This window comes from Spirillospora sp. NBC_01491 (assembly GCF_036227065.1).
Classification (GTDB): Bacteria; Actinomycetota; Actinomycetes; order Streptosporangiales; family Streptosporangiaceae; genus Spirillospora; species Spirillospora xylanilytica.
Window position 1 is genome coordinate 4604629 of sequence record NZ_CP109432.1, and the last position, 19187, is coordinate 4623815.

Here is a 19187-nt window from a genome sequence, read left to right on the forward strand (position 1 = left end):
GGCGCCACACCGTAGGGCAGGCATCCGACAAACCGCCGCCCTACGGTGTAGAACGCTAGGCGAACGTCCACAGGCGGGTCGTCCCGGAGCCGCCCGTCGTGGCGAAGCTCTGCCCGTGCGGGGCGAACACCACGACCTGGTCATCGTCGGCGTCGCCGGGAAGCGTCGCGGTGTTGCGCCGGGTCGGGACGTGCCAGAGCCGGACGTTCTTCTCGTCGGCGCTGACCAGGGTGTCGCCGTCCGGGCTGAACGCCAGGGCCTGCACGGCACCGTCGACGCCCTTCAGGGTGGTGTCCAGCGAGCCGTCGGACGTGCTTCGGAGCTCGATCGCCCAGTAGGTGCCGTTGGAGACCGCGATGGTCTTCCCGTCCGGGCTGAAGGCGAGGCTGGGGATCTCGCTCGCGCTCTCGGCCGAGTTCTCGGCGCCCTTGCCCGTCGAGACGTCCCAGAAGGTGAAGCGCCCGGACAGGCCCCGTACGCCCGCGAGCGTCCCGCCGTCCGGTGAGAAGGCCAGCACGTCGGCGTAGTAGTCGGTCTTCATCGAGACGGACTTGTCGGTGACGGTGTCCCAGATCTGGACGTACTGCGGTCCATTTCCGTCGCTGACGGCGAGTGACCGGCCGTCCGGACTGAACGCGAGCATCTCGACGTTCCGCGCTTTGGCGAAGGACTTGCGGACCCGCCCGGACGCCACGTCCCAGAGGTGGACGCCCCCGGCCTCGCCGCCGGTGGCGAGGGTCTTGCCGTCCGGGCTGAACACCATGGGCCGCCGGTAGGTCTTGGTGTCGCTCGTCTTACGGGAGACGACCTGCGCGGTGGACAGGTCCCAGCGCAGGATCGAGGAGAATCCCGCACCCCACAGGGTCCTGCCGTCGGCGGAGAACACCAGGTCCGACACGGCGACCTCCGAACTCGGCAGGGTGACCGCGGTGGGCGTGCCGATCGGCGTCTTCGGGGCGTTCCGCCGCCTGGCGGCGGGCGCGTCCGAGGGCCACAGCAGGACCGCCGGGACGGTCACGGCGGCGGTCGCCGCGACGGCCGCCCCACCGAGCAGGACGGCCCGGCGGGACGGCCCGCGCGACCGGCCCGGCCGTCCCGGCGGACCGGCGGTCAGCCCGGTCAGGACGTCCTGGACGGTCGGCCGCCGCTCGGGGGCCTTCTCCAGGCAGCCGGCGATCAGGTCGTGCAGATGCGGATCGGCGGTGAGGCCGGCCAGGTCCGGCGGCGCCCCGACGATCTTGTGGACGATCGCCGGGATGGTCGCCGCGTCGAACGGGCCGCGTCCGAGCGCGGCGTAGGCGAGCACGCAGCCGAGCGAGAACACGTCGCTCGCCGGGCCGGTGACGTCGGCGCGCACCTGCTCGGGGGACATGAACGAGAACGTGCCGACGACCGCCCCGGTCGAGGTCAGCGCGGTCGCGTCGGTCGAGCGGGCGATGCCGAAGTCGATGATCCGGGGGCCGTCGGGGGCCATGATGACGTTGCCGGGCTTGAGGTCGCGGTGCACCAGCCCGCACGCGTGGATCGCGGCCAGCCCCTCGGCCAGCCCCCCGCCCAGTTCGCGGACCGCGTGCGGCGCGAGCGGCCCCTGGCCGCGCACGACCTGCCGCAGGGAGGGGCCGGGGACGAACGCGGTCACCATCCAGGGCGACACGGCCTCGGGGTCGGCGTCGACGACCTGCGCGGTGTGGAACCCGCCGACCTTGCGGGCGGCCTCGATCTCGCGGGCGAACCGCAGGCGGAACGCCGGGTCGGCGGCGTACTGGGCGCGGACGACCTTCACCGCGACCTTGCGTCCGCTCGGCGAGGCGCCGAGGAACACCTCGCCCATGCCGCCCGCGCCCAGCCGGCCCTCCAGCGGGTAGGGGCCGACCTGCCGGGGGTCGTCACGGCGCAGCGGATCCACGGATCAGACCTTCCAGAGCGTCACGGAGCCGTCGGACTTGCTGCCGCCCACACCCGCCACGGTCCCGCCGTCCGGGGTGAGGGCGATCCTCTCGACGGCCTGGGAGTGGCCGACGAGCGTCGCGGTGAGCGCGCCGGTGGCGAGGTTCCACATCCGGACGGTCCGGTCGGAGCAGGCACCGAGAACGGCCGTGCCGTCCCGGGAGAATCTCGCGTCCTTCACCGACGCCTCGCCGGCCTTGATGACGCGCACGGCGCGGCGTTCGGCGACGTCCCAGATCCGTACGGTCTGGTCCGCGCCGCTGCTGGCCACCCGCTTGCCATCGGGGCTGAACGCGACGCCGGTGACGCTCTCGGTGTGGCCGACGAGTTGGCCGCGTTTGCGGAGCGTCCGGCCGTCGAGAAGCTGGACGGTGTTGCCGGGGGACTTCTTGTAGAAGCCGTCCGTCCCGACCGCGATGACCTTGCCGTCCGGGCTGAAGGCCACCGCGTTGACGCCGCTGTGGCCGAGGTCGAACGTCGCCAGCGTGCGGCCGTCGGCGGCGTCGAAGAGCCGCGCGTCGGGGTTGACGCCCGCGATCGTGCGGCCGTCCGGGCTGTAGGCCACCGAGTTCAGCCCGAACTGGCCGGTCCGCACGTTCACCCGGATGCGGCCCGTGGCGGCGTCCCAGACGAGCAGGGCGCCGGCGTTGCTGGCGGAACTGGCCACGAACTCGCCGTTCGGGCTGAACGCCAAGGCGCTCACCCAGCCCGTCTTGTCGATCGTGCGCAGGGCGCGGCCGGTGCCGACGTCCCACAGCGTGATCGTGCTGTCCAGGCCGCCGGCGGCGATGGTCCGGCCGTCGGCGGTGATGGCGACCTCGGTCAGGGTCTTGACGTTCTCGGCGGTGAGCGATCCGGTCGGGGAGATCAGGCCGCTGGGGCGGGGCGGGGCCGCGGGCGGCACGGCGGCCTTCCGCTCCCCGTCCCTTTGGGCCAGGTACACCCCGGCCGGGACGCCCACGGCGGCGACGGCCGCGACGGCCCCCGCTCCGATGAGCAGCGCCCGGCGGCCGACCGGTGCCGGGCCGATCGGCGCGGTGGCCGGGGCGGCGGCCGGGGCGTCCTGCTGCCGGGTCGCGATGAGCGTCGCGTTGGCGTGCGTGCCGGCGGCGTCATCCGGTACGGGCGTGCGCGCCGGCCCCGGAGCCGGGGCGGCGATGCGCTGCGGCGCGGTCATGAGCGTGTCCACGGTGGGCCGCCGCTCGGGGTCCTTGGCGAGGCACGCGGCGACGAGGGCGCGCAGGTCGTCGGGGACCCCGGACAGGTCCGGCTCCTCGTACAGGACGCGGTGCACGATCGCCGGGATGGCGGTGGCGTCGAAGGGCCCGCGGCCGGTCGCGGCGTAGGCGAGCACACAGCCGAGCGAGAACACGTCGCCGAGCGGTCCGGCCGCCTCCCCCAGCACCTGCTCCGGCGCCATGTAGGCGTAGGTGCCGACGACCACGTTGTGCGAGGTCAGCACGGTCGCGTCGGTCGCGCGGGCGACACCGAAGTCGATGATCCTCGGCCCGTCCTCCGCCATGATGACGTTGCCGGGCTTGAGGTCGCGGTGCACCAGCCCGCACGCGTGGATCGCGGCCAGGCCCTCCGCCAGCCCCGCCGCGAGCGCCCGGACCGCCTCGGGAGCGAGCGGCCCGCGCTCGGCGACCGCCTGCTGGAGGGACGGCCCGGGGATGAACGCGGTGACCAGCCACGGTGAGACGGCGTCGGGGTCGGCGTCCACGACCTGCGCGGTATGGAACCCGCCGACGCTGCGGGCGGCCTCGACCTCGCGGGCGAACCGCCGCCGGAACCGCTCGTCCTCGGCGTGCTCGGCACGGATGACCTTGACGGCGACGCGGCGGGCGCCGGGCGAGATGCCCAGGAACACCTGGCCCATCCCGCCCGCGCCCAGCCGGGCTTCCAGCCGGTAGGGGCCGATCTGCCGGGGATCGCCGGAGTGCAGGGGTTCCATGTATCACCCGTCATTGGGCTCGGGGGCTCGCCGATTTCTAGCAGACATGGGTGTTCTCTCGACAGCGCCCCGAACGGAGTGTGACGCAGTGCATGAAGGAGGTGTCGCCGCCCCGGCCGGCCCCGGCGGCCCTCGGCCGTGAACGCGGGGCGTGTTCAGCCGGCGGAGTCGTAGAGCTCGTCGATCAGCGGGGAGTCGCCGGCCCACCAGAGGTCGGCGGTGCGTTCGCGGCGGCCTCCGGCGACCAGGGCGGGGTCGACGGCGTCCAACCAGGGCGACTGGGGATCGTCTTCCACGAGTTCGGGGTCCTGGTCGTTGATCGTGGGGACGGGAACCGTCGCCTGCCGGTGCTTCACCATCCAGGAGTTGCGGAAGAAGTCGAACTGGAGGTGGTAGCCGGTGGCGGACTCGGTGAAGACGATCGGCGGGACCAGCAGGTGCACCACGCCGACATCGGCCCCGACCTCGATGTAGTTCTCAGGGAAGCCGCCGGAGTTCCAGCACGCGGCGAAGTTCACGGGGGTGAGCGCCTCCTTGCCGAGGACGTGGATGAGGTTCCCCTGGACGACGAACTTGTCCGGGTCGAGCATCACCTCCTCGCCGAGCATCAGGATCGGCGCGGGCGTGATGTGCGCCTTCGCGAAGGTCTGGGCGCGCGTGTAGAGGCCGACGATCTCCTCGTTGCGGGTGGCGTCGAACCGGGGCCCCTCATGGAACGGGCAGCACAGGTCGTCTCTCTCCTCCGGCTCGGGGAAGAGGACGGACTTGTCGAACGGCGTGACCGCCGACCCGCCGCGCCTTTCCTGGAGGTACCCGGAGATCCAGGCGGTGCCGTCGGCCTCGATCACGTCCGCGTCGCAGAGGGCGCGGAAGGGGGTGTCGCCGAGCTTGCAGTTGAAGTAGTCGAGGAGCGTGATCGCGGCGCACTCGGCGAGCGAGACCCCCTCGTCCTTGGCGAACCAGAAGTCGTGGCCGTTCGCGACGAAGTCCACGTCGCGGAACCGCTTGTGGACGAAGGGTTCTCGGGGGGCGCCGGGGACGAGGCCGGTCCAGTGCGCCGCGGCGACCTTGTCGTAGCAGGCGTCGGCGTGGCGGGCGAGCTCGGGGGCGAAGACGCTCTCGCCGGTCCAGTAGCAGGCCTTGCTGAACAGCGCGCCGATCTCTGGATCGTGCGTGACGTCCGGATCGGTGAAGATGAGTTCGGTGCGCAGGAAGACCTTCCGGCCATCGCGGTAGGGGGCGCCCTCGTGCTCGTACCGCTGGTCGAAGATCACACAGGTGAAGGGCCCGATCTCCTCGAGCGCGGCCCCGCCGGCGAGGTCGAGCACGGGCGCGGCCGAGCCGCCGGTGAGGTAGAGCAGCACGGTGTAGCGGGAGACGTGCCCGCGCGCGGCGTCGTAGTAGGGCGTGTCGAGGTGGCGGTGGAAGTTGGCGTCGTCCGGCTCGAACCGGTTGCAGCGGAACACGGGGTTCACGTGCGAGAAGCCGTCGAGCTGCGGCAGCGCCGCGGTGACCGCCTCGGTGAGCGCGCCGGCGAGCAGGGCCGAATGGAAGATGAAGCGATCGCCGCCACGCGATGCGGCGTTGAGCGGGGGGACGTAGAGGCCCAGCGAGTCGAGGCGCTCGAGCCGGGCGCGGGCGGCGGCCGGAAGCCCCAGCGAGAAGGAGTACGCGTCCGTCGCGAGCGTCTCGCGGTCGGTGAGCTCGAACTCGAGCCCGGCGTCCTCGAACAGGTGGTCCAGCGGAAGGACGTTCTCGTAGGTGCGGAACGACAGCTCGCGCGGATCGACGAAGACGGCGGCGAGGTGCGGCGCGGCTTCGCTCGGCCGGGCGAACAGCTCGCGCGCGCCGGCCTCGATCCGTTCGGCGTCGACGAACCGCACCGCCTTGTGCCGCACGGTCGGGTGCCAGGAGATCGCGAGCCCGTCGAGCGTCGCGACGGGCTCGGCGTCGACGGCGTCGACCTCGGCGCAGTACCGGGCGACCTCGCCCGCCTCGGCGCGGCCGGTCGACAGGGCGAAGAACCGGTCGCGGAGTTCGGTGCTCACACGCTTCTCCAGTAGTTGCGCAGCGCGGGCGCGAGCTGCGGGGCGAGGGCCAGTCTCGTCACGCCGGCGGCGGTGACGTCGGCGCGGATCAGGTGCAGTTCGGTGAGCGAGCCGATGAACGGCGCCGCGAGCAGGGTCTCCGTCCCCTTCTCACCGATCCGGTTGTAGCGGAGGTCGAGCGCGGTGAGCCGCTCGAAGCTCCAGAGCGGGCGGACGCCCTCGGCACTGAGCCTGTTGCGTTGGAGGCGCAGGCGCCGGACGCCGCCGAAGTCGGGGGCCGCCGCCAGGGCGGCCAGGCCGGCGTCGCCGAGGCCGCAGTACCGCAGGTCGAGCGTCTCGATCCGGCCCTTTCCGGTCGCCGCCGCGAGGGCCTCCGCGCCGGGGGTACCGAGGGGGAAGTAGGAGAGGTCGAGCTCGACGAGCCGGCCGAGGTCGAGCGTCGCGAACGCGCCGGCCTCGACGGGCGGCGACGGGAACGGCTCACCGTCGTGCTCCGCCCATGCCTCCTCCCAGTCCTCCTCTACGTCGTCGTCGTCGCCGACGGGCGGCGTGATCTGGAGCGCGGTCACGAAGCGTCCGCGCAGCGCCTCTTCGATCAGCGCGGGAGCGTCCTCGGACCACTCGACGGCGACCTTCGCGGCGAATCCGTACCGGCGCTCCAGAACGGTGACGCCCTGCGGCAGCGCCGCGTCCCAGCCCCGCTGCTCCTTCTCGGCGAGCGCGGCGATCTCGCGCTCCAGGGCCTTCCGGTCGGCGGGGCGGACGCGGGCCCGGCGCTGTTCCAGCCGGATCAGCGTGCCCCGGGCGTCGCCCTGCTCCAGAAGCCGATCGCCATAGGCGTGCCAGGCGGCGAGGTCACCGGGATGATCCCGCAGTCTCTGTTCAAGTGCCGCAGATTCCATCCGGCGCATCGTAATACCGGCCACTGACACTCGAGCCGCGCCGCGAGTCGACCTGGAAGAACCTCGCGACGGCCGCCGCCCGACCGCCGTCCACCCGCCGTCGCCCCGGCCCGGGAGCGGGTCAGGGGACCGGCTGCGCGAACGGGTCGTGCTCGGCCAGCAGCCTGTCGAGCCTGGCCTTGTCCACGCGGTTGTGGATGGTCTGGTCCTCCTGCTTGTCGCGGACGCACTTGGCCAGGGTGAAGGTGGAGGTGATCACGTACAGCAGACCGAGCGCGAGGAAGGCGCGGACCCAGCCGCTGACCGGCAGGTAGAAGACGCCGATGGCGACGGCGACGCTGGAGACGGCGAAGGAGATCGCGGCCTGGAGGAGGAACGCGGTGGTCCCCGGGGACGTGACCGGTGCTGGTGTCGTCATGCCATCGAGTGTGCGGGCCGCGCGGGGAACGCGCCTGAGCACGGATGCTCAAGCGGCGGTGAGTAGTTCGTCCCGGGTGTGACCGGCCGGCCACTGTCCGCGGACGCCACCTGACCGAACGGCTCGCAGGTGGACGATCAGGGCGAACGCGGTCCCGGGCGGCCGGATACGGCCACGAGTCGAGCACGGTGGCCGGCCATCCTGACCAGCGTGGAGACCTGCTGTCATGCGGCGGTTGCGATCCGCCCCCGCTGTGGCCGCGGCGCTGCGGCGAGCGGTGCGCGCACTCAGAACAGCGAGGTCAACCCGGGTTCCGGGACGGTCGAGGGCGCGTTCCCGCGGGCACGGCGGTGACCGGGGGCGCCGGAGCCGGGATCGCCCGGCACGGGGGGCGACAGCCGATGTGGCGTGGTCATCGACCGCACCGCCACCGAATCGATCATTGATCAACACAGAACCCTTTGTTAACGTGCCCCGCAGCCGAAGACCTCGGCTCTCACCGCAGGTGAGAGATCCATTCCACCGTGCGACGTTTGTCGCCCCGACCAACAAATTCTTCGGCCGTTCCGTTGCGTTCCTTGCCGACACAATCGGCGCTGTAGGCACTTGCTGCACCCGACCCCATGAAGTAGTCAGGTGAACGGTTCAATTAGATGACACTCCAGTCCCAGGCATCATCGGCCGACAAGGAAGTCGGCGGCACACTGGGGCAGCGGGTCCGCGCGTTCGCCGGCCATCCGCTGTTCCGAGGTGACGCCCAGGTCCTGCACGAGCCCAATCCCTACCGCCGCATGCTGGTCCCGGACGCCCTGGCGGAGTCCGACTTCGACCGGCCACCGGCGGCCGGCCAGTGGTCCGCGCACCGCTCGCTCGCCGCACACCGCCTGCTCGGCACCTTCTACGAGGCCGAGACGGTCCTGCTGCCCGAGCAGGGGCTCGCGGAGCTGCACGACGATTTCGACCTCTTCTACGGCACCGAGTTACGCGGACTCCGGGAGGGCTCGCTCTCGGAGCTGGAGCGGTTCGCCTTCGGCTGCCTCGACGACGCCGTCGACGTCAGCGGCGCCACCACCCGCGAGGCGCTCGACGCCTACTTCCAGCACGTGGTGGCCGAGGCCGGGGCCGGCCCGTCGCCCGCGTTGAAGGCCATCGCCGAGGCCCGCGACCGGGAGAGCGCCGCCGATCTCTACCTGGTGCAGCTCGCGCTCGACGGCCTCACCGAGGCGTCCGCCATGTCGCGCAACCTCGCCGGCGCCTACGGGCCCGAGCAGTCCGCGCTGTTCAAGATCTTCATCGACGAGTTCGGCTACGGCGTCTACGACGCCAAGCACACGACCATCTTCGCGAAAATGCTGCGCAGCCGCGCGATGGCCACCCATGTGCACGCCTACTGGAATTTCTATCTCGCCGGTCCGCTGGCGACGAACAACTACTATTACTACCTGTCCCGCGACCATGCGAAATTCTTCCGGTACGCGGGCGCGGTCACGTATGCCGAGGCAATTTTCGCACCCGCGTTCGTTGAGATGGTGAAGGTCTTCCGCGATATCTTCGGCGACGCGGTCGATCTGCACTACTGCGATGAGCACGCGCATATCGACGCGCACCACGGGCGGATCACCAAGGAACAGGTGCTGCTGGCCCTCGCCGACCGGCACGGCCCGCGCGTGGTCCCCGAGCTGCTGCGCGGCGTCGCCGAGGCGAGGCTCGTCGGCGGCTGGTTCGAAGAGGACACCGCGGCGCAGATCCGGTGGGCGGACGACCTGTCCCGGCACCGGGAGCTGGCCGGCGCGGCCCCGACGTCGGACGCGCCGCCCGGCCGGATCGTCCTCTCGCCCGAGAGCCCCTTCGGCACCCGCGGCCACGACGACGCCATGGTCCTGGAGATCGAGCGCGGCGAGGCCGACCTCATCGCGACGCCCACCGGCCCGGCCGAGCGGCTGACCCGCGGCGACGCGCTGCTGATCCCCGCCGGGCGGCTCTACGGCGTGAAGGCCGTGTCGCCCGAGGCCGTCTGTCGTCTGCACACGGTGACCCCCAGCGACTGACCGGCCCGCTCCCCCGCCGGGCGCCCCCGCGGCCCGGCGATTCCGTCCAGGGCGCGCCGCCCGCACCGCATGCCCCTGCCGCGTTCGCCCCTTCGTCAGCTCCCGCTTCCCGCTCCCAGGTCACGGGCTCGTCCAGGCCCCCCGCCATGACCCGCGCGCACGACTCCCAGCATCGTCCGAACGACATTTAAGAGGAGCCGATGACCCGCGTCATCGTCATGGACCTGAGCCGGCACAACACCGTGATGGTCGGCCACGACCGCTACTTCATCCTCCAGGCGGACGGGCGGCGGCTGCTCGTCCGCGACTACTGCCCGCACCGGGGCGGGCCGCTGAGCCTCGCCCGCCGGACCCCGGACGGACGGCGGCTCAGCTGCCCGTGGCACGGCACGAAGGTCGGTGTCGCCGCGGTGCAGCGCACCTGCCTGCCGATGGTGCTCAGCGGCGACGAGGCCGTCGTCCTGCTCCCGGAGGGCGAGGACGCGCCGGTCTCGGTCATCCGCAAGGAGGTCCTGGCCAACCTGCCGCCGGACGCCCCGTGCGCGGACGGCACGGGCGGCCCCAACGCCCGCACGACCGGCGCCGCCACCGGCGACGCCGCCACGACCGGAACCCCGTGCCCATGACTCCGGTCCCCTCCCCCGCGTCCCCGCACCGCCGGCCGGAGGCGCCGGCGGTCACCAGCCCCGACTCATCGCCAGTCCCGAGCCGAGGAGGCACGATTGTGGAGACGACACGCGAATCCGACCTGATCGAACCGGTACCGGACACCGCCGGCACCCTGGAGCTCGCCGAGTTCCTCCAATGGGGCCGCGACCTGCACCAGCAGGGCCGCTACGAGGACGCGGCCAAGGCATACCAGCTCATCCTCGGCCTGGACCGGCACAACGAGGAGGCGCTGGTCGGCCACGGCCGGGCCGTCCGGCGCGCGGTGCCCCGCTGGCACTGGGAGATGCTGCACGACGAGGAGCGCGCCGAGCTGTACGACGTGGCGATCCGGCGCGCGGTCGCGGCGGACCCCGAGTCGCTGGTGCTGGACATCGGCGCCGGGTCCGGGCTGCTCGCCATGATGGCCGCCCGCGCCGGGGCGCGGCAGGTGGTGGCCTGCGAGGGCCAGCCCTCCGTCGCCGAGACCACCGCCCGCGTCGTCCGCGTGGCCGGGTACGACGACGCGGTCGGCGTCGTCTCCAAGATGTCCACCCGGATGTCAGTGCCGGCGGACCTGCCCCGGCGGGCCGGCCTGCTGGTCACCGAGATCGTCGACTGCGGGCTGCTCGGCGAGGGCATCCTCGGCACGATCGCGCACGCCCGCGAGCACCTGCTCACCCCGGACGCGACCATCATGCCGTCGCGGGCGCGGATCATCGTCCAGCTCGTCGAGAGCGCTCCGCTGCACCGCAAGAACCACGTGGGCAAGCTGTACGGCTTCGACCTGGCCCCGTTCAACCGGCTGTCGACGCTGGAGTACTTCGACTCCCGGCTCGACCGGCACGAGCACCGCGCGCTCTCCGAGCCGCTTCCGGTGTTCGACTTCGACTTCTACACCGACGGCGCGGAACCGCGCCGGGCCGAGTTCCAGGTACGGCCCACGGCGGCCGGGAAGCTGCACGCCCTCGCGTTCTGGTTCGAGATGGAGCTGATGCCGGGCATCACGCTGACCAACGCCCCGGGCCGCGGCTCGCACTGGAAGCAGGCGATCCAGGTCCTGCCCGTCCCGCCGCACGTCCAGCCGGGCGAGCCGGTGACGCTGGAGGCCGTGCACGACGGGGAGTGCGTGCGGTTCGGCGTGTCCGTCGGCGGCGTCCGCCAGGAAGCAGAGGAGGCGGCCGAATGACGATCACCACCGGCCCGATCACCACCGGCACCACCCCCGCCGGCATGGCCGCCACCGGCATGGTCACCACCGGTGTGGCCCCCGCCGCGGACGTGTCCGCCGCGCTCGCGGCGTACTGCGAGCAGCGGATCTTCCAGCCGACCCCGGACGTCTACATCACCGGCAACCCCTTCCAGCGGCCGATCGGCCCGCCCGGGGCGGGCGCGCGGGACTTCTCCGTCCCGGCCACCGAGGCGGAGTTCCTCGGCAGCGGCCAGCTCATCGCCGGGCGGGTGCTGTGCAACGCCTACGAGAGCGACATGATCCTTCTGCCGCCCGCCGGGCTGGCCACCGCCAAGGCGGACTTCGACCTCTTCTACGGCGACGAGGTCCGGCGGCTGCGCGACGTCGTCCGGCCGGGCCTGGAGCGCTACGCGTTCTCCTTCCTGGACGACGCCGTGCCGGCGCCGCAGGTGCGGACCCTGGAGGAGTTACAGGAGTACTTCCTCACCGAGGTCGGCGCGGCGGGGGCGCCCGCGGACGCCTCCAGCGGCAATCCCGCGGTCGACGCCGGCGCGCCGATGGCCGGCACCATGCGGCTCATCGCCGAATGCGGGCACCCGGAGGAGGCCGCGGGCCTGCACCTGATCCAGCTCGCGCTGGACGCGCTGACCGAGGCGTCGGCGATGGCGCGCAACCTCGGCGGCTCCTACGGCGTCGAGCAGTCCGAGCTCTTCAAGATCTTCAATGACGAGTTCGGGTACGGGGTCTACGGCGCCAAGCACAGCACGATCTTCAAGGAGATGCTGGCCAGCGTCGGGCTGCGCACCGACCTGCACGCCTACTGGAACTTCTACCTGCCCAGCTCGCTGGTCGGGGTGAACTACTTCAACTGGCTCACCGAGGACCACCGCGGCATGTTCCGCTACATGGCCGCGGTGACCTACCTCGAATGGCTCTTTGCCCAGGGGTTCGCCGACACCGGCGTGATGCTGCGCGCGGTCTACGGCGACCGGGTGGACGCCAAGTACTGCGACGAGCACGCCCACATCGACGTCCACCACGGACGCATGACCTACGAGAACCTGCTGCTCGGCCTCGCCCGCGCGCACGGCGAGATCGTCATTCCCGAGCTGGTGCGCGGGATCGAGGACACCAAGCTGCTGCTGCGGCTCGGCGACGAGGACTTCCGCGCCCAGATCGCCTGGGCGGACGCGCTCGACACCTACACCGAGGCCGGGGCGAGGCTCGCGTCCGCGGCCGGCGACGACGCCGCGGTCCGCACGCTGCGGCCCGGCGACCCGTTCAGCACCGGGGTCCGCGACACCGACACCCTCGTCGAGGTCACCGGCGGCGAGGTCGAGGTGCACGCGTGGGCGACCGAGCACCCGCACCGGCTCGGGAAGGGCGACGTGCTGCTCGTGCCGAAGAGCCGGCTGCACGGACTGAAGGCGGCCTCCGGCGAGGCCCGCGTGACCGTACGGACCATCGAGAGGACCTCCAACGATGACTGAGACCGACGCGCTCCCGGTCCACTCCTACAACGAGTGGGACCCGCTCGAAGAGGTGATCGTCGGCGTCATCGACGGCGCCGCGGTCCCGCCGTGGCACCCCGCCGTCGAGGCGACCGTCCCGCCCGAGGCGTGGGACTTCTATCGGCGCGGCGGCGGCGGCGCGTTCCCGGCCGCGCAGATCGAGGCCGCCCACACCGAGCTCGAGGGGTTCGTCGCGATCCTGGAGGGCGAGGGGGTGACGGTCCGCCGCCCCGACCCGGTCGACCAGTCCCGCCCGTTCGGCACCGCGGAGTGGTCGTCCACCGGGGGGTCCTCGCACACCTTCCCGCGCGACATCGCGCTGGTCGCCGGGGACCGGATCGTCGAGGCGACGATGGCATGGCGGTCGTACTACTTCGCCACCCAGCCGTTCCGCACGCTCTTCAAGGACTACTTCCGGCGCGGCGCCCGCTGGGTCGCCGCGCCGAAGCCGGAGCTCACCGACGCCTCCTACAACCCCGGCTACGCCGCCGCGAAGCCGGACGGGCCGCCGTCGCCGGACGATCCGTTCCCGGCCGGGACCTCGGTGATCACCGAGTTCGAGCCGCTGCTGGACGCGGGCGACTTCATGCGGTTCGGCCGCGACATCCTGGTGCAGCGCAGCCACGTCACCAACGGCTTCGGGATCGAGTGGACGCGGCGGCTGCTCGGCGACGAGTTCCGGCTGCACGAGGTGGCGTTCGTGGACGACCACCCGATGCACCTCAACGCCACGTTCGTCCCGCTGCGCCCCGGCCGCGTCCTGGTCAACCCCGAGCGGGTGCCCGAGCTGCCGGAGATGTTCGCCGGCTGGGACGTGCTGACCTGCCCGGAGCCGGCCATCCCCACCGACCAGACGATGTACTTCTGCAGCCGCTGGATCGCGATGAACACGCTGATGCTGGACCAGGAGCGGATCTTCGTGGAGGCCCAGGAGACCGAGCTGCTGCGGCTGCTGGAGAAGGAGGGGTTCACCCCCATCCCGGTGCCGTTCCGCACGGTCAACACGTTCGGCGGCGGCTTCCACTGCGCCACCCTCGACGTCCGCCGCCGGGGCGGGCTGGAGGACTACTTCGCCGACTAGGCCGTGTTTCAAAGCCCGGCCCGGCGTCCTCGCCTAGGGCTCGGACGCCGACCGTGCTTGGGCGAGCGCTGCATCGCTTCGCGATCTGGCCGGTGGGGCTCGCCTCCGGCATCGCCCCACCGGCCAGATAACGCGCTCGCCGACGGCCGAGGCACTTTGAGACAGGCCCAAGCCCAGGGCCGGCGCCGGCCCCGCCCGCGCAGTCCCATCCGCGCAGTCCCACCGACTTCCGCCCCTCCGAGTTCGATCGAGGTCCGCATGCCACACCGCCCGCCGGCGGGCGACGACCGCCCGCTCCTCCTCCTCGTCGCGAGCAGCTACCGGGTCTACCGCGCCTACATCCTGGAGTCGGTGTCGGCGCGGTACCGGCTGTGGCTGCTGAACCCGGCCCCGCCCACCTGGGAGGACCCCTACATCGAGGGCCACACGGTGGTCGACTGCCTCGACCTGGACAAGCTGACGGCCGCGGCCCGGGAGGTGGCCGACCACCACGAGGTCGCCGGGGTCTACTGCTACGACGAGGTCTATGTCGAGACCGCGGCGCACCTGAGCGGCGCGCTCGGGCTCACCACCTTCACCCCGGACGCGGTCGCGCGCTGCCGCGACAAGAGCGCGACCCGCGAGGCGCTGCGGAAGGCCGGGCTCCCGCAGCCGATGTCGAAGGCCGTCTCGTCCCTGGACGCGGCCCGCGCGTTCGCCGCCGAGATCGGCTACCCGCTCATCCTCAAGCCGCGCAACCTCGGCGGCAGCATGGGCGTGCGCAAGGTCGAAGGGCCGGAGGACCTGGACGAGGCGTACGCCCTCACCGACGGGGTCCGGATGGGCGGCATCCGGCAGTTCGAGGACTACGTGATCGTCGAGGAGTTCCTCGAGGGTCCCGAGATCTCCGTCGAGTGCGTGCTGCACCGGGGCACCTGCACGCCGCTGATCGTGGCGCGCAAGGTCCTCGGGGAGGGCGGGTTCGCGTTCGAGGAGGTCGGCCATGACGTGGACGCGAACGATCCGCTGCTCTCCGACCCGGTCGTGCACGACCTGGCGCGCCGCGCGCACGAGGCGGTCGGGTTCGCCGACGGCTACACCCACCTCGAGTTCAAGCTCAGCCGCGGCGCGATGCACGTCATCGAGATCAACGCCCGGCTCGGCGGCGGGATGATCCCGCACCTGGGCCGGCTGACGTCGGGTGTCAACGCGCCGCTCGCCGCGGCCGACGCCGTCGCGGGCCGGGCGCCGGAGGTGGCGCATCCCGGGCCGCTGCTCGCCGCGTCGGTGAGGTTCGGCTATCCGCCGTACGACATGGAGATCACCTCGGCGCGGGTGCATCCGGAGTTCCTGGTGCCGCCCGTCGTCGAGCTGGAGATCGGGACGCAGCCCGGCGCGCAGGTGCGGCTGCCGCCGCGCAGCCTGGCCCGCAGCGGGTACGTGATCGCGGTCGCCGGGACGCTCGCGGAGAGCCGCGCGGCCGTCGCCGACACCGGACGGTTCTTCACCTTCGCCGGGACCCCGCTGGAGCCGGCGCCGTGAGCCCGGCGAAGCCGCAGCAGGCCGAGCCGCATCCGACCATCCTGGCCACGCTGCGGGAGATGAGCGGGCCGGTCCGGATCCTGGTCGTGGGCAACCTGATCAGCAATCTCGCCGCGTTCCTGAACGCGTTCCTGGTGCTGTTCCTCACCGAGCGGGGCTTCAGCGTCGGGGAGAGCGGCGTCGTCCTCACCGCGCTGATGGTCGGCCGGATCTCCGGGTCCGCGGTCGGCGGCGCGGTCGCGGACCGCGTCGGCTATCGGTGGGTCATCGTCGGCTCGATGGCGGGGACGGCCGTCCTCACCGCGGCCCTGGTGCACGTCCCCAACGTGTGGGTGGCCGTCGTGGTGGCGTGCGGGGCGGGGCTGACCGCGAACGCGTACCGGCCCGCGGCCATGGCGTGGGTCGTGGAGCTGACCCCGAAGGACCGGCACGTCATGGTCTTCTCGATGCTGCGGCTCACGTTCAACGTGGGGGCGACGGTCGGCCCGCTGGCCGCGGCCCTCCTGCTGGCCTACGCGTCCTACGACCTGCTGTTCTACGTCGACGCCGCCGCGTCGCTGGCCTTCGGCATCGTCGCCTTCGCGGCGCTCGGCCCCGGCCGCGACGCGGGCACCGGCGCCGAGGCCGGGAAGGCCGCGACCGGCGGGGAGCGCCCCGGCTACCGGCACGTGCTCGCCGACCGGCGCTTCATACTCGTCGTCCTCGGCCTGTTCCTGACCGCGATCGCCTACATCCAGAGCTCGGCCGCGCTGCCGCTGTTCGTCAAGGGGTCGGGCCACAGCGAGCAGGTGTACGCGATCCTGCTGGCCGTCAACGGGTCCATCGTGATCGTGTGCGAGGTGCTGCTGTCCAAGTGGACGCAGCGGCTGCCGATCGGGGTTCCGATGGCGGCCGGGATGGCGGTCCTCGGGATCGGCCACCTGATCTTCGTCGGGCCCACCCCGGTGGCGATGCTCGTGTTCGCGACCGTGGTGTGGACGTTCGGGGAGGTCATCGCCGCGCCGTCGATGATGGCCTATCCCGGCCTGGTCGCCCCGCCCGCCCTGCGCGCCCGCTACATCGGCGCGGCGACCGTGCCGCAGCAGATCGGCTACGCCGTCGGCCCCATGGTCGGCACGGCCGGGTGGCACGCCTGGGGCTCCGGCGTGTGGGTGCTCACCGGAGGCTTCGCGGTGGCCGCCGCGGTGCTCGTCTCGGCGGGCGCGGGGCTGCGCTGCCGGGACACCGGGCCGGAGCCCGCCGAGCCCGCGCTGGCCACCGCCGACACCGAGTGAGGACCGGGCCCCGTCACCAACAGACCAACCGGAATCGAAGGTGAACGTCATGGACAGACCAGTCGTCGCGATCGTGCAGCCCTTCACCTCGGCGGCGATGATCGCGCCCGCGCTGCGGGCGGCGGGCCTCAGCCCGGTGGCCGTGCTGGACTACGCGGTCCCGGCCTGGGCGCCGCTGCACGCCGCGCACGAGCCCGGCAACTTCGACGCGATCATCAACCATCACGGCGACCTGGCCGAGACGACCGGGCGGCTCCGGGCGCTGAACCCGATCGCCGTCATCCCCGGCCTCGAGTCGGCGCTGCACCTGGCGCAGGAGCTCTCGGACGCCCTGACGCCCGCGTCGTCCAACGTCCCCGGGCTGGTGGACGCCCGGCGGCACAAGTACCTCATGCACCAGGCCGTCGCCGCCGCGGGCCTGCCGGTCCCCCGGCAGATCTGCACCCGCGACGCCGACGAGGCGGCGGGCTGGATCGAGCGGGAGGGGCTGACCGGTGCGAACCTGGTGATCAAACCCCCGGCCAGCGCGGCCACCGTCGGGGTGAGCCTCGCGCCGGGCGGGCGCGGCTGGCGCGAGCAGTTCGAGGCGCTGCTCGGCACCCGCGACAAGCTCGACGAGGTGACCGACGAGGTGCTGGTCATGGAGCACCTCACCGGCACCGAGTACGCCGTCGACACCGTCAGCCACGACGGGCGGCACTCGGTCACCGACATCATCAAGTACAAGCGGATCCCGTTCGGCGAGGGCATCGCGGTCTACGACAGCGTCGAGTGGCTGCCCTACGACCGCGACCGCTACGGCGACCTGATCGACTACGGTCTCGGCGCGCTGGACGCGGTCGGGCTGCGGAACTGGGCCGCGCACACCGAGATCATGATGACCTCGGACGGGCCCCGGCTGGTGGAGGTCAACGCGCGGCTCGCGGGCGCGGGCAACCCCGCCGTCACCGAGATCGCCACCGGCGGGAGCCAGGTCACCCGGATCGTGGACGTGTGCCGGGGGCTCGGCGCCGAGATGCCGCCCGGGTACACCCTCCGGCGCAACGTCATGGCGGTGTTCCTGATGTCGCACTCGACGGGGACCGTGCGCAACGCCGAGATCTACGACCTGGCCCGCGAGCTGCCGAGCTACCACTCGCCGGTGCACGTCGTGCGGACCGGCGACCACGTCGACGCCAGCACCGACCTGCTCGCCAGCATGACGATGGGCTACATCATCCTCGCGCACGAGAGCAGCGACCAGATCCACGCCGACCGGGAGGCCGTCCGGAAGATCGAGAAGGACCTGATCGTCACCCCGGACGCCTGACCACCACGAGGAGGAGGCCACCGATGGTCACCCAGAAGTACCTGGACGCCTGCACGACGGACGGCGGCCTGCGCGGCGTCATGGCCGACACCGAGCTCCCCGAGGTGTTCGGCCAAGCCTGGCGGGACTACCTCCTGCCGCGTCCGCTGTTCTGCGCGGAGGACCGGATCCGCCGTGCCGCCGCCGACGTCGCCGGCCTGTTCGACCTGATGGCGTCGCTGCCGGACCGGCTCTTCGGCGGCGACGTCCGCAAGTACTGCGCCGCGATCGGCGCCGACGAGCGGCGCGCCGAGCTGATGCTCCGGTTCACCGACCGGCCGCACCTGTACGGCCGGGCCGATCTCCACGACGACGGCGCGAACTTCCGGCTGCTGGAGTTCAACGTCGGCAGCGAGCTCGGCGGCGTCGACCTCAGCGAGGTCAACCGGGCCCTGCTCGCCACCAAGCCGTTCGCCGGGTTCGCGGCCGAGCACGGCCTGACGCACGTCGACACCCCGGCGGCCATCGCCGCGCAGCTCGCCGAGGCCACCGGGAAGGAGGCGCCCGTCGTCGCCACGCTGGAGGCCATCGGCGGCATGCCGGCGTACGAGTCCCTGCACCGTTCCTTCCAGGAGACCATGAGCCGGTACGGCGTCGAGCTGGTGTACGGCGAGCTCGACGAGGTGCGGGTCAAGGGCGGCCGGGTGTACGTGCAGGACCGGCCGATCGACCTCGTCCTGCGCTACTTCTCGGTCAACCAGCTGGTCGGGGACCCGCGCAACGAGGAGTACGCCGAAGCCGTCATGCGCGCGCACGAGGAGGGCGACGTCGTCCTCTGGACGCCGCTGAACAGCGCGATGCTCGCGCTCAAGAGCTGCCTGCCGCTCGTGTCCGACCCCGGTTTCCGGGCCGACCTGTCGGCGGACGAGAACGCGCTGATCGACCGCATCCTGCCCTGGACGCGGACCCTCACCCCGGAGCTCGTCGACCGCGTCCGCGCCGAGCGCGAGCACATGATCCTCAAACCGTTCGCGGGCCTGTCGGGCCGGGGCATCCGGGTCGGCTGGGAGCAGACCGACCGGGAGTGGGCCGAGACGCTCGCCGGCTGCGACGACGGCTACATCGTCCAGCGCCGCGTCGACCCCGTCCCCGAACCGGTCATGGACCCCGAGACCGGCGTGGTCGAGGACTGGCGGGCCGTCTGGGGGATCTTCGCCTTCCCCGCCGGGTACGGCGGTGTGTTCTGCCGGGCCGTGCCGCCCGAGGCGGGTTCCGTCGTCAACCTGGGGAGCAAGGGCGCCAAGGTGACCTCGGCGTTCCACTACTGACACAGGCCCCTCGGGCACTCCCCCATGAGG

The 19187-nt window shown here is 72.4% G+C and carries 14 protein-coding genes; 9 read left to right on the forward strand and 5 right to left on the reverse strand.

Annotated elements, in window-relative coordinates; translation table 11 throughout:
* Positions 1-55: 55 nt before the first annotated feature.
* The 5 genes from OHA34_RS21430 to OHA34_RS21450 form a co-directional block, all read right to left on the reverse strand.
* The gene (locus OHA34_RS21430; RefSeq protein WP_329518701.1) at positions 56-1906 is read right to left on the reverse strand and encodes a WD40 repeat domain-containing serine/threonine protein kinase; all 1851 of its coding nucleotides are present in this window, start codon (positions 1904-1906) and stop codon (positions 56-58) included.
* A gap of 3 nt (positions 1907-1909) precedes the next feature.
* Entirely contained in the window at positions 1910-3901 is a 1992-nt protein-coding gene (locus OHA34_RS21435; RefSeq protein WP_329518702.1) for a WD40 repeat domain-containing serine/threonine protein kinase, read from the reverse strand.
* A 155-nt stretch (positions 3902-4056) separates the two neighbouring features.
* A complete protein-coding gene (locus tag OHA34_RS21440; RefSeq protein WP_329518703.1) occupies positions 4057-5949 on the reverse strand; it encodes a hypothetical protein in 1893 nt (630 codons plus the stop codon).
* Positions 5946-6851, reverse strand: a complete 906-nt coding sequence (locus tag OHA34_RS21445; protein ID WP_329518704.1) for a hypothetical protein — start codon at positions 6849-6851, stop codon at positions 5946-5948. The genes OHA34_RS21440 and OHA34_RS21445 overlap by 4 nt, the downstream gene beginning before the upstream one ends.
* 121 nt (positions 6852-6972) lie before the next feature.
* Positions 6973-7269 carry a YiaA/YiaB family inner membrane protein gene (locus tag OHA34_RS21450; protein ID WP_285939935.1) on the reverse strand — a complete coding sequence of 99 codons (297 nt, stop codon included), beginning with the start codon at positions 7267-7269 and terminating at the stop codon, positions 6973-6975.
* Between the two features lie 653 nt (positions 7270-7922).
* Here OHA34_RS21450 and OHA34_RS21455 point away from each other — a divergent pair.
* The 9 genes from OHA34_RS21455 (at position 7923) to OHA34_RS21495 (ending at position 19157) form a co-directional block, all read left to right on the forward strand.
* Positions 7923-9317, forward strand: coding sequence for an iron-containing redox enzyme family protein (locus OHA34_RS21455; protein ID WP_285939934.1), 1395 nt, complete (start codon positions 7923-7925; stop codon positions 9315-9317).
* Positions 9318-9517: 200 nt separating this feature from the next.
* Positions 9518-9943, forward strand: a complete 426-nt coding sequence (locus OHA34_RS21460; protein ID WP_329518705.1) for a Rieske (2Fe-2S) protein — start codon at positions 9518-9520, stop codon at positions 9941-9943.
* Between the two features lie 98 nt (positions 9944-10041).
* A complete protein-coding gene (locus OHA34_RS21465) occupies positions 10042-11151 on the forward strand; it encodes a 50S ribosomal protein L11 methyltransferase (RefSeq protein ID WP_329518706.1) in 1110 nt (369 codons plus the stop codon).
* Positions 11148-12644 carry an iron-containing redox enzyme family protein gene (locus tag OHA34_RS21470; RefSeq protein ID WP_329518707.1) on the forward strand — a complete coding sequence of 499 codons (1497 nt, stop codon included), beginning with the start codon at positions 11148-11150 and terminating at the stop codon, positions 12642-12644. Before OHA34_RS21465 ends, OHA34_RS21470 begins: the two co-directional genes overlap by 4 nt.
* On the forward strand, positions 12637-13746 hold the full coding sequence (locus tag OHA34_RS21475; protein WP_329518708.1) for a hypothetical protein: 1110 nt from the start codon (positions 12637-12639) through the stop codon (positions 13744-13746). The genes OHA34_RS21470 and OHA34_RS21475 overlap by 8 nt, the downstream gene beginning before the upstream one ends.
* A 258-nt stretch (positions 13747-14004) precedes the next feature.
* Positions 14005-15267, forward strand: a complete 1263-nt coding sequence (locus tag OHA34_RS21480) for an ATP-grasp domain-containing protein (RefSeq protein ID WP_285939929.1) — start codon at positions 14005-14007, stop codon at positions 15265-15267.
* Positions 15264-16541 (forward strand): MFS transporter, encoded by a 1278-nt coding sequence (locus OHA34_RS21485; RefSeq protein ID WP_329518709.1) that lies wholly within the window; start codon positions 15264-15266, stop codon positions 16539-16541. The genes OHA34_RS21480 and OHA34_RS21485 overlap by 4 nt, the downstream gene beginning before the upstream one ends.
* A gap of 49 nt (positions 16542-16590) precedes the next feature.
* Positions 16591-17850, forward strand: a complete 1260-nt coding sequence (locus OHA34_RS21490) for an ATP-grasp domain-containing protein (RefSeq protein ID WP_285939927.1) — start codon at positions 16591-16593, stop codon at positions 17848-17850.
* Positions 17851-17873: 23 nt separating this feature from the next.
* Positions 17874-19157 (forward strand): glutathionylspermidine synthase family protein, encoded by a 1284-nt coding sequence (locus OHA34_RS21495; RefSeq protein ID WP_285939926.1) that lies wholly within the window; start codon positions 17874-17876, stop codon positions 19155-19157.
* Positions 19158-19187 lie beyond the last annotated feature (30 nt).

Bases quoted from the DNA above. Each gene is read 5' to 3' on its own strand.
- OHA34_RS21480 (WP_285939929.1), top strand. From the start codon at position 14,005: ATGCCACACCGCCCGCCGGCGGGCGACGACCGCCCGCTCCTCCTCCTC.
- OHA34_RS21495 (WP_285939926.1), top strand. From the start codon at position 17,874: ATGGTCACCCAGAAGTACCTGGACGCCTGCACGACGGACGGCGGCCTG.
- OHA34_RS21490 (WP_285939927.1), top strand. From the start codon at position 16,591: ATGGACAGACCAGTCGTCGCGATCGTGCAGCCCTTCACCTCGGCGGCG.
- OHA34_RS21475 (WP_329518708.1), top strand. From the start codon at position 12,637: ATGACTGAGACCGACGCGCTCCCGGTCCACTCCTACAACGAGTGGGAC.
- OHA34_RS21455 (WP_285939934.1), top strand. From the start codon at position 7,923: ATGACACTCCAGTCCCAGGCATCATCGGCCGACAAGGAAGTCGGCGGC.
- OHA34_RS21460 (WP_329518705.1), top strand. From the start codon at position 9,518: ATGACCCGCGTCATCGTCATGGACCTGAGCCGGCACAACACCGTGATG.
- OHA34_RS21470 (WP_329518707.1), top strand. From the start codon at position 11,148: ATGACGATCACCACCGGCCCGATCACCACCGGCACCACCCCCGCCGGC.
- OHA34_RS21435 (WP_329518702.1), bottom strand. From the start codon at position 3,901: ATGGAACCCCTGCACTCCGGCGATCCCCGGCAGATCGGCCCCTACCGG.
- OHA34_RS21450 (WP_285939935.1), bottom strand. From the start codon at position 7,269: ATGACGACACCAGCACCGGTCACGTCCCCGGGGACCACCGCGTTCCTC.
- OHA34_RS21445 (WP_329518704.1), bottom strand. From the start codon at position 6,851: ATGGAATCTGCGGCACTTGAACAGAGACTGCGGGATCATCCCGGTGAC.